We start from the raw sequence: 9,878 nt of genomic DNA on the forward strand, positions 1-9,878 counted from the left end.
CGGCCCCGACCGGTCGGCTCGCAGCCGCTCGACGGCATCGGCGAGTGGCCGCAGGACATCCTCCGGTGGAAGCAACGCCACGAACATCCGAGCCATGACCGCGGATTCTGCATGATACGGCCGCCGGTTACCGACACCGGCTTCACCATTGATGGGAATGATGGTAATAAGTCGGACAAAAAGATCTCCTCCTGTTGGCGTCGGGAGTTTGATGCCGAGTAGTTATGAATAACGCTCCAGGCCCCCGCGCTGGAGGGCACTATCGGTATGTGACAACGGTTCCCGAGTTGGTGGCCCAACGTGATCCGACAGGTGCGCGCGAATGGCGGGAGCGCCGACGTGACACCCGACGACTGCTGCCCGACCTGCCCGGCGCGATGGCTCTGGCGACGGATGGCAGCGACCGCACTACCGCACCGGTGCTACGGGACGCGGGGGTGGACGTGGTCGGCCTGCTCGCGCCCGAGCCGCTGGAGTCGCTGGCCTGGGCGGCGGAGGCCGAGGCACCACGCGCCTACGCGGATCTGGTCGCGATGCTCTCCGACGAGATCGAGGCCGTGTGCATCGAGATGGGGCCGCCCGGCTCCGACGTGATCGCGCGCCGCTCCGTCGAGGCCGGCCTGCACGTGCTGCTGGCTCGTCCGACAACCGCCGACCCGGAGTCGCTGCGGGTCGTCGCCGACCTGGCGGAGGAGTCCGACCTCGCGCATGTCGTCGCCATGGACGGCCGGGCCTGGCCGGCGGCCTGGCACGTACAGGCGTCGATGGCCGCGCTCGGCCGGATCACCCAGGTGACCGTGCTCGGGGCCCCGGCGGGGCAGTCCGGCCGAGCCGAGATCGTCGACCTGGTCGTCCGCTGGTGCGGGGAGGTGCTCGCCGTCTGCGCCAGCCCGGACGCCATGCCCGCGGCCAGGCTCACCGCCGACGCGCCCGTCACCTTCGCGCTGCTGTCGGCCAGCGGCGCCACAGCACTGATCAACGAGCGGCCCGACGGCCGGCTGGAGACCGCCACGATCACGATCTGCGGGACCGGCGGGCGGATGGTCGTGCAGGGCCGCCGCGTCCTGCGCCAGGACGCGGACGGCACGCGCGATCTGCTGATGCGCGCGGTCCCGGGCGTACGTCCCGGTCTGATCGAGGCGACCTACGACGTCGTCCGGGTCACCGAGCTGGGCGACCCCGCGCTGGTCCGTGGCGCGACCTTCTACGACCTGCTCACCATCGCGCGGGTGCTGGCGGCCGCGGACGCGTCCGCGGAGGACAGCGGCTGGGTGGAGCTGTAGGACGGCATGGGTGACATGGATTACATGGGTTACATGGACGGTATGGGTGCATGACGCGCGGCATGGAGAGACGGCGCCCGGTCGACGACCTGGACGCGGATGCCCCGCCCGCCCGCGCGCACCGGCACTGGTGGTGGCGGGCCGTGTCACGGGCCGACGGCGGCCCCGTCATGAGCCGGCCAGCGTGTCCAGGATGGGCGCGGCCCGCTCGAGTGCGGCCATCTCGTCCGGGCTCAGTGACGCCAGCCGTTCGGCGAGCCACTCGTCGCGGCGCCGGCGGTCGGCCTCCAGCAGGTCGATGCCCGCTTCGGTGATCCGCGCGATGACCTGCCGGCCGTCGGAGGGATGCGCGCCGCGGGCGACCAGGCCCGCTTCGGCGAGGTGGGCGACCACCCGCGTCATCGACGGCGGCTGCACCCGCTCGTGCGCGGCGAGCTCACCGAGGGTCATCGAACCGTGCCGTTTCAGGGTGGCGAGGGTGGCGATCTGCGTGGGTGTCAGGGTGTTCGACCGCTCCTGGCGCATACGCCGCGACAGCCGCATCACGGACAGGCGGAGAACCGATGCCAGCTGGGCTTCGGCCACGCCGTCCATCGGGTCAAAGTACTTCTCCGCTGCGCTCATTACCAGAAAAACTACGTGTTTCCAGCGGTATGTGCCCACCGCTGGCTGGCGTCGCGACGGATGCGCCCGGCGTCGGGCGCGGGAGCGGCCTTGATCGGGAAACCGGGCTCCGGCTGACCTCGTGTCACGCCCCCCGGCATGATGATCTCCTTGGCGTGGTCATGGCAGTCTTCAAGAACCATACCGCACGGTGATTCTTCGGATACCCGAGCGTCACGGTAGCGGGCACGGTAGGCAACTGGACTCACCGACATGTCCCGTCGCGCGGACGACGGCCCGCCCCGGCATCTGGGACGGCCTCGACGTTCGAGGTGACCTTGACGCTCGAGATGGCCGCGCGGCCGGGACGTCGGTCAGGCTGAGTCCACTGGGTGACGGTCGTTCGGGCGCTGTCGGTGCGACCGGAGCCCCGTCGGGCCCGGCCTACGCCTGGCGGCCCGTGGAGACGGGACGGTAGCGGTAACCGACCCGGCGGATGGTCTCGATGCGGTCCCGGTGCTCGGGCCCCAGCTTGCGCCGCAGCCGGGTGATGTGTACGTCCACGGTCCGGCCGGCCGCCCGGGGGTCGTCGTCGAGGTTGTAGCCCCAGACCGAGCGCAGCAGCGCGGTGCGGGAGTGCACCAGCGCCGGATGGCGCACCAGGAAGTCGAGCAACTCGAACTCGAGATAGGTCAGGTCGAGCAGCTTTCCGTCGACGAACGCGCTCCAGGTGGGACGGTCGATCCACACGCCGCGCTCGGGGCGCTGCGGCGTGGTCGTCGGCGCGCCGGCCGGTGCGGTGATCGGTGAACCGGCCGAGGGCTGGACGGTCGGCTGCTGCCAGGAGGCGGCGCGACCGAGTACGACCACATCGCGCTCCGGCTGCTGCCGGAGGGGGGTGGCGACCGTTGCGCGGGCGGTTGTCAGGGTGTCCAGGCGGCCCCTCTGCGTCACCGTGAGACGGGGCTGCTCAAGGTGGGACGAACCTGGGCGTGGCGCGGTCATGTGAATGGCTCCTTCGGATTCCTCGACACCTCCCGGCTCCACCGGACTGGTACTCAGGTGCGAGAAAACATGTTGTGTCGTTTTCGATCAGTGGTCACATAAATTCTGACGGACGGCCGCTACGGCCAAAAGAATTTTGCGGAACGGGCTGGTGAGCGCTGATCTTGTCTCTAGCGCGCGAGGGAGCCCGGACAGTACTGATCGAAGTCGTGTTCGCGACGGGGAGGCCAGAAAGCCTCGAGAAGGAGCCCGGCGTGCAGCGGACCAGCGATGCGTGGTCTCGGCTCCACGTGATAATTCACATCCGAAGGATAACAGAGCTGGAAAGCTTCGTGGAGGTTGTGTTTCGTCGTCCTGGTGCCGGGTTTTCCCGTTGTCGGGTGCCGGTTGTGTTTGCCCTGGCGCACACGGTATCCGGCGATCCCCCCGGGATCGCCGGACAGGGGCGTGGACCGGTTGACTGGTAGCACACCCACCCGCCTGTTGACTTTACACTCGGTTCACGTTTGCTTCACGTTCAGTTCACGCTCGCGCCGTTGGCCGCCAGTGCCGCGGGTACCGGCGCGATCGCGGTGCGGTTCGCGGCCTCCCCCCGGTCCCGACGGGCGACCTCCTCACGGACCAGCGGGATGAGCTGACGGCCGTAGTCGACGGTGTCGTCGTAGGGGTCGTAACCACGGATCAGCACTGTGGTCACGCCGATGTCGATGTAGTCGAGCAACGCCTGCGCGACCGTCTCCGGGGTGCCGACCAGAGCCGTCGAGTTGCCCGCGGCACCGGTGGCGGCGGCCAGCGGCGTCCACAGCGCCCGGTCGTGCAGCTCGCCGGTGGCGGCCGCGGCCAGCAGGCGCTGTGACCCGACGTTCGCCGGGGCCTGCTCAGGGCTGAACGCGTGGCGGAACTGGCTGAAGATGCTGCCGGGCGCGGCCAGGTTCGCGCGGGTGTCCGCGAGGATCCGGTGCGCCCGCTCCCAGGCAAGGTCCTCGGTCGGGCCGAGGACCGGCCGGAACGACACGCTGATCCCCGGCCTGGGCCGGCCGGCCCGCTCGGCGGCCTGGTTCACCGCGGCGATCTGCTCGGCGGTCTGCGCCAGCGGCTCGCCCCACAGGGCGAACACGTCCGCGTGCCTGCCGCCGACCCGGTAGGCCGCCTGTGACGACCCACCGAAGTACAGCGGGATGTGCGGCTGCTGGACCGGGCGCACGGTGGCCAGATGGTCCGCCAGCTTGTAGTAGCGCCCCTCGTGGCTGAATGGCTCGGTGGACGTCCATGCACTGCGGACGATGTCGAGGTATTCGTCGGTGCGGTCGTAACGTTCGTCCTTGGTCAGGTAGTCGCCGTCCCGCCGCTGCTCGGCGTCGCTGCCACCGGTGATGATGTGGACGGCGATCCGCCCGCCGGAGAAATGGTCGAGGGTGGCGAAATAGCGGGCCGCCACCGTCGGGAAGACCACGCCCGGCCGGTGCGCGACCAGATATCCCAGGCGCTCGGTGTGGGCCGCGGCATAGGCCGCGACCTGGATGTTGTCGGGTGAGGCGGAGCTGTAGCCGATCAGTACCCGGTCGAAGTCGGCGTCCTCGTGAACGCGGGCGAACCGGCGGACGTAGTTCGGGTCGATGACCGCTCCGGAGCTCCGATGCGTTTCCGACCCTTCGTTGGTTGCGATCAGTCCGATGAACTCCACGGGCATGGCGCTGCTCCTCGTGAACATGACGTGCGAGGTTGGGATGGATCGCGACCGCACGGGACCAGCGAGCGGTCAGAACGAGCGGTCAGCAGGGTCGGTCAGGACGGTCGGTCAGGAACAGCCCTCGACATCCGATCCGTTGGTCAGGACCGGCCCGGCCCACTGCAGGTCCTCGAGGTTGACCACGATCCCCTCCTGGGTGCTTCGGGCGATCACGACGATGGCCTCGAGGCTCGGGTCGGGGTTCTCCTCGCGGTGCGGGACCCACGGCGGCACGAAGATGAAGTCACCCGGTGAGGTCCGCACCCGGACCTCACGGCCGGGGCCGGGCTCGTCCGTCCCCTCGACCGCCTGGTCGAGGAAGACGAACTCCGGATGGCCGCTGACCACGTAGATGGCGGTCTCGGAGCGGCCGTGATGATGGTTGCCGGACGCGGTGGCCGGGGCGACGTGCACCTGCCCCATCCACAGTTTGGACGACCCGACGGTCTTGCCGCTGATGGCGGAGAACCGGCGCATCCCCGAGGTCTGCGCGGTGTCCGGGTCCAGCTCGTCCTGGGTGATCTGGTGCAGGCGGCGGTGGAACGGATCGACGTCCGAGTACGCGGGTATCTGAGAAGAGGTCATGAGAGGATTTTCTGTCTGGGTGGAGGTTCTCGGACATCGACTGCCGGGTCGGGCTCGCCGTCCCGCGCCGGACGACCGTTGGCCGCCTCGGAGCGGGCATGCCCGACTCCAAGCCAGCCGAGCAGTTCGGCACGCAGCGCGACGAAACGCGGATCGCCGACGTCGCGGGGCCTGGCAAGGGCGATGGTCGCGCTGTGGGCGATCACCCCGTCCTTCATGACCAGAACCCGGTCGGCGAGTAGCAGGGCTTCCTCGACGTCGTGGGTGACCAGCAGGATCGCCGGGCTGTGACGTTGCCACAGCTGCTCGACCAGCCCCTGCACCCGGATCCGGGTGAGTGCGTCGAGGGCGCCGAACGGCTCGTCGAGCAGCACCAGGTCGGGGTCGCGGACAAGGGCGCGGGCGAGGGAGGCCCGCTGCGCCTCACCGCCGGAGAGCGTCTTCGGCCAGGCGTCGGCCCGGTGGGCGAGGCCCACCTCGGTCAGTGCCGCGATCGCCCTGGCCCTGTCGGGCCGGCCGGGAAGGCCGAGGACGACGTTGCGCCAAACCCGTTTCCACGGCAGCAGGCGCGGTGTCTGGAAGGCCACGGCCCGCCGGGACGCCACCCGCACCTGCCCGCTGATCTCGGTGTCGAGGTCGGCGAGGATGCGCAGCAGCGTGCTCTTCCCGCAGCCGCTGGCGCCGAGCAGCGCGACGAACTGGCCGGCCGGTACGTCCAGGTCGAGGTCGTCGATGACGACGTTGCTGCCGAACGCGCGCCGCAGGCCGCGGACCGTCGCGGCGAGCGGGGCGCTGTCCGGGGTCGGGAGCGGGCCGGCCGCCGGTGGGTGCGCGGGCGCCTGGTCCGCTTCCGGGGCTGTCGGTGGGTCGGCGCGCTCCGGCTGCCCGCCCGCGGTGTCGACCGCTGGACGGTCGACCGCTGGACGGTCCACCGCTGGATGCGTCGGGGACTGCCCGGGCGTTTCCGGGCCGGGCCGGGTGGTCACGTTCCGCTGAATGCCGGTCGCCACGACAGCAGCCCCCTTTCGAGGAGTCGGACGATGGCGTCGACGGTGAGCCCGAGAAAGGCGTAGACGACCAGACAGACGACGATGATGTCGGTCCGCTGGAACTCCTGGGCGTCGTTCATCAGCTGCCCCAGGCCCTGGTTGGCGTTGATCTGCTCGGCGAAGATGAGCGCGAGCCACGAGATGGCCAGGGAGAAGCGCAGCCCCACCAGGACGTTCGGCAGCGCGCCGGGCAGGATGACGTGCCGGATCAGCCCCAGCCGGGTCAGCCCGACCGTTCGGGCGGCCTCGACGAGGTTCGAGTCGACGTTGCGGATGCCGGCGTAGGTGTTGATGTAGAGCGGGAAAGCGACCCCGAAGGCGACCAGGGCGATCTTCGGGGTCTCGCCGATGCCGAACCAGATGATGAACAGGGGAATGAGGCCCACGAACGGCACGGTCCGGATCATCTGCACCGACGCGTCGATGAGATCCTCGCCGAGCCGGGACAGCCCCGCGAGCAGCGCCAGAAGGATGCCGACAGACCCGCCGAGCAGGACGCCGGCGCCGGCGCGGCGCAGCGACACCGCGATCGCCGTCGGCAGCTCGCCGCTGCCGACGAGGTCGGTGAAGGTGGTGACGACCGTCCATGGTGAGGCGAGCAGTTCGGTGGACGTGCTGCCGCGCCAGCTCGCGATCTGCCACAGCAGCAGCAGGAGCAGCGGGCCCACCGGCCGCCGGACCCAGCGCGGGACGCCACGCCGCCTGGCGGCTGACGCGGTGACCGTCGTCAGCGCGGGGGCACCGCGCCCGGGCGGGACGTCCGGCACCGCGGGCGTGTTGTCCGACGCGTCGGCGCCCCCGTCCTGGCCGGCCGCGCGCGCCGTGTCCCTCCCCGCGGGGAGTGTCTGTGTCGTCACAAATTCTCCGCTTGTGGATTTCTCCGCTCCGGATGTGTTTCCGGCGCCAGCACGGCCGCTGGAACACAGAGCCGGCGGGAACACAAGGCCGGCGGTGATGTCAGTGGTGACGCTGTCGATGTGCTGTGCCTGGCTGCCGGCGGTGGTGGCCGGCGAGGGGTCAGGGGACGCTCTGGTGCTGTAGCTGCTCGGATCGACGGGCCGCCCTACCGTTCACCTGTGCCGCCGGGTGGACGCTGGACGCGGGTGGTGGCCAGCCGGAAGAACGGCTTGTATCGCGGTGGATCCGCCGGCTGTCTGTTGGGAACTGTCGCGATCCGTCGGGAGACCGCTCCGGTCGGGAGACCGCTCCGTCGGGAGACATGGCCAGTTTGTCGGATATTCGAAAACAAGCCGTTGTGGACGACCGAAGACGATCAGAAATTCCTGGCGCGGGCCTGCCGGGCGCTCGTCGCGTCACACCTTCGGATCGTCACACCTCAGATGAGGTCACGTCCCTGGCCGGGACGCCGGACATGCGGCGGACTTCACCCGAAGAAGGTCGATGTGACCCCGAGTCACCAGAAGCGCCGGCTTGAGCATGAAATCAACGGAAGCATGACGCTCCCACCTGCGTCAACGGACTAACTTGTGTGATCCATGTCACTTTTCTACTTCTTGACTGAACAAGCAAAAAATACGCAGAGTGCTGTTTTGTGCCTGCCGAGACCGTCCTGACGCGACGTCGTTGCGTGGATTACGGTCGGGCCTGGAGTAGCCGCTGTCGATGACGGCCTCGTCGCTGCCGCCATCCCGGATCCGGTCGGCGCACGGCCGTCTTCCGTCGAATTGTAGCTTTCCGTAACCAGGATTTCCGGCTGCGGCCCTGATGTTCCCGCCGTCCAGCCGGTTTCCGTCGGCCAGGGCTGTCCGGGGTCGTCCGGCCTGTTTCCCGCCACCGTCACGTTTTCCTTCACCTTCGCGGACGACAGAGATCCGCGCACCGGAGTTGCCTGATGTCACGTCTGTCAACCCGTCCGAAATCCCGCCTGCTCGCCGGCGTCGTCGCGCTCGTGGCCCTGCTGTTGGCTGTCGCCTGCGGCGGGGGATCCGACGCGCCGCAGGCGGCGACGCCGGCGGGCGCCGCGCCGGACCTGTCCGGTGTGACCCTGCGGGTCGCGGACCAGGTCGGTCAGAACAAGGCGGTGCTCGAGGCCTCCGGTGCGCTCAAGGGCGCGCCGTACAAGATCGAATGGTCGGACTTCTCCGCCGCGGCGCCCCTGTTGCAGGCGCTGCGGGCGAACGCCGCCGACATCGGCGGCGCCGGGGACGCGCCCGTCCTGTCCTCGCTCGGCTCCGGCGCGCCGCTGAAGGTCGTCGGCGCGTCCCGAGTCTCCCCGCGGGGGGTCGCGCTCCTGGTCAGCAAGGACTCGCCCATCCACAGCGTGGCGGAGCTGAAGGGCAAGACCGTCTCGCCGACCACGAAGGGCAGCGTCGGGCACTACCTGCTGCTCGGCGCGCTCCGGGAGGCCGGGCTCGCCCCGAACGACGTGGAGATCTCATTCCTGACGCCGCAGGCGGCCGGCGCCGCCTTCGACTCCAACCAGATCGCGGCATGGGCCACCTGGGACCCGTACATCGCGCTGTCGGAGGCAAAGGGCGCCCGGATCCTTCGGGACGGCAGCGGGATCAGCGCCGGGCTCGGATTCACCGTAGCCTCGCAGCAGGCGCTCGAGGATCCGGCGAAACGCGCGGCCATCGCCGACTTCCTGGTCCGTCAGGGCCGGGCATACGCATGGACGAACACCAACAAGGAGGCGTTCACCACATTGTTCGCCTCCCTGACGAAGCTGCCCGAGCCGGTCGCGGCCACGGTGGTCGGCCGCCGGAACATGCTCGCGGTCCCGATCGACGACACCGTCGTAAAGGACCTGCAACGCACCGCGGACATCTACACCGAGGCCGGCGTCCTCGACAAGAAACTCGATGTGGCCTCGTTCCTGGTCCGATCGCTGAGTAATTGACCAAACAGTTGACCGAGCAGTTGACCAAACAGTTGACCGTGGCCGTGGAACAGAATGGACAGAGGCTTCGAGCCCGTCGATCATCCATATGCCCATCGGCCGAAGACGGCGCGATCACTCTCTTCCCGCGCCGCCGGCGGCCCAGGTTTCAGGATCACTGAGAGCCCAGTCGGAGGCTGGTCATGCCGCAGCCCTTCCCGCGCATCATCGTCCTGAGCGGAAACCCCCGCCCGGGTTCGCGGACGCTCACGGTCGCCCGCGCGCTCGCCGACCGGATCCGCGACGGTCTGACCACCGATCCCGCGTTCGGGACGGCGGCCCCGGAACCGGCCGCGGAATCCGGTGACGTCGACCTCGCCCTGCTGGCACCGGAGCTGTTCACCGACAGCACCGGTGCCGTCGCGAGCGCGGTGGAATCCGTCCGCGGCGCAGGTGTGCTCGTCGTGGCGACGCCGGTGTACAAGGCCACCTACACCGGTCTGCTCAAGGCCTTCCTCGACCCGCTCCCGTCGGGTGCGCTGGCCGGGGTGGTCGCCATACCGGTGATCGTGTCGGGCGCACCGGCGCATCTGCCCGTTGCCGAGCTGCATCTGCGTCCGCTGCTGGCCGAGCTCGGCGCGACCGTCCCCGTCCCGGCGTTTTCGATCATCGAAGCCAGGCTGCCGGAACTCGACGACGAGACCGCGGCCTGGTCCGCGGCGAACGGCGGGCTGGTCCGGGCGGCCGTCACGGCGCTGGCCGCGGTCTCGTCGTCGAGTTCCGGC

Annotated in this window: 10 protein-coding genes; 4 read left to right on the forward strand and 6 right to left on the reverse strand. The window is 69.7% G+C overall.

Annotated elements, in window-relative coordinates:
* Positions 1 to 222: hypothetical protein (locus tag CM1CMNOD_RS22100; protein ID WP_207387452.1), on the forward strand; the 222-nt coding region annotated here is incomplete at its 5' end.
* Between the two features lie 47 nt (positions 223 to 269).
* Positions 270 to 1,283, forward strand: coding sequence for a Gfo/Idh/MocA family oxidoreductase (locus tag CM1CMNOD_RS00955; RefSeq protein ID WP_043602731.1), 1,014 nt, complete (start codon positions 270 to 272; stop codon positions 1,281 to 1,283).
* Between the two features lie 168 nt (positions 1,284 to 1,451).
* Here the strand turns inward: CM1CMNOD_RS00955 and CM1CMNOD_RS00960 are convergent, their stop codons facing one another.
* The 6 genes from CM1CMNOD_RS00960 to CM1CMNOD_RS00985 all read right to left on the reverse strand — a co-directional run bounded on the left by CM1CMNOD_RS00960 (position 1,452) and on the right by CM1CMNOD_RS00985 (position 7,111).
* A complete protein-coding gene (locus CM1CMNOD_RS00960) occupies positions 1,452 to 1,907 on the reverse strand; it encodes a MarR family transcriptional regulator (RefSeq protein WP_013871824.1) in 456 nt (151 codons plus the stop codon).
* Between the two features lie 423 nt (positions 1,908 to 2,330).
* Positions 2,331 to 2,891, reverse strand: a complete 561-nt coding sequence (locus tag CM1CMNOD_RS00965) for a winged helix-turn-helix domain-containing protein (RefSeq protein ID WP_013871825.1) — start codon at positions 2,889 to 2,891, stop codon at positions 2,331 to 2,333.
* 517 nt (positions 2,892 to 3,408) lie between these two features.
* Positions 3,409 to 4,581 carry an LLM class flavin-dependent oxidoreductase gene (locus CM1CMNOD_RS00970; protein ID WP_013871827.1) on the reverse strand — a complete coding sequence of 391 codons (1,173 nt, stop codon included), beginning with the start codon at positions 4,579 to 4,581 and terminating at the stop codon, positions 3,409 to 3,411.
* Between the two features lie 108 nt (positions 4,582 to 4,689).
* Positions 4,690 to 5,205, reverse strand: a complete 516-nt coding sequence (locus tag CM1CMNOD_RS00975) for a cupin domain-containing protein (protein ID WP_013871828.1) — start codon at positions 5,203 to 5,205, stop codon at positions 4,690 to 4,692.
* Positions 5,202 to 6,215, reverse strand: a complete 1,014-nt coding sequence (locus CM1CMNOD_RS00980) for an ABC transporter ATP-binding protein (protein ID WP_013871829.1) — start codon at positions 6,213 to 6,215, stop codon at positions 5,202 to 5,204. Before CM1CMNOD_RS00980 ends, CM1CMNOD_RS00975 begins: the two co-directional genes overlap by 4 nt.
* Complete coding sequence (locus CM1CMNOD_RS00985) at positions 6,188 to 7,111, reverse strand: ABC transporter permease subunit (RefSeq protein WP_013871830.1); 924 nt, start codon at positions 7,109 to 7,111, stop codon at positions 6,188 to 6,190. The genes CM1CMNOD_RS00980 and CM1CMNOD_RS00985 overlap by 28 nt, the downstream gene beginning before the upstream one ends.
* A 995-nt stretch (positions 7,112 to 8,106) precedes the next feature.
* On the opposite strand from CM1CMNOD_RS00985, the gene CM1CMNOD_RS00990 reads away from it, so the two are divergent.
* The gene (locus CM1CMNOD_RS00990; protein ID WP_013871831.1) at positions 8,107 to 9,114 is read left to right on the forward strand and encodes an ABC transporter substrate-binding protein; all 1,008 of its coding nucleotides are present in this window, start codon (positions 8,107 to 8,109) and stop codon (positions 9,112 to 9,114) included.
* A 182-nt stretch (positions 9,115 to 9,296) separates the two neighbouring features.
* Positions 9,297 to 9,878 (forward strand): NADPH-dependent FMN reductase (locus CM1CMNOD_RS00995; RefSeq protein ID WP_131773796.1); only part of this gene is annotated, 582 nt, incomplete at its 3' end.

This window comes from Protofrankia symbiont of Coriaria myrtifolia, from assembly GCF_900634755.1.
Lineage (GTDB): Bacteria > Actinomycetota > Actinomycetes > Frankiales > Frankiaceae > Protofrankia > Protofrankia coriariae.

Bases quoted from the DNA above. Each gene is read 5' to 3' on its own strand.
- CM1CMNOD_RS00960 (WP_013871824.1), bottom strand. From the start codon at position 1,907: ATGAGCGCAGCGGAGAAGTACTTTGACCCGATGGACGGCGTGGCCGAA.
- CM1CMNOD_RS00965 (WP_013871825.1), bottom strand. From the start codon at position 2,891: ATGACCGCGCCACGCCCAGGTTCGTCCCACCTTGAGCAGCCCCGTCTC.
- CM1CMNOD_RS00970 (WP_013871827.1), bottom strand. From the start codon at position 4,581: ATGCCCGTGGAGTTCATCGGACTGATCGCAACCAACGAAGGGTCGGAA.
- CM1CMNOD_RS00975 (WP_013871828.1), bottom strand. From the start codon at position 5,205: ATGACCTCTTCTCAGATACCCGCGTACTCGGACGTCGATCCGTTCCAC.
- CM1CMNOD_RS00990 (WP_013871831.1), top strand. From the start codon at position 8,107: ATGTCACGTCTGTCAACCCGTCCGAAATCCCGCCTGCTCGCCGGCGTC.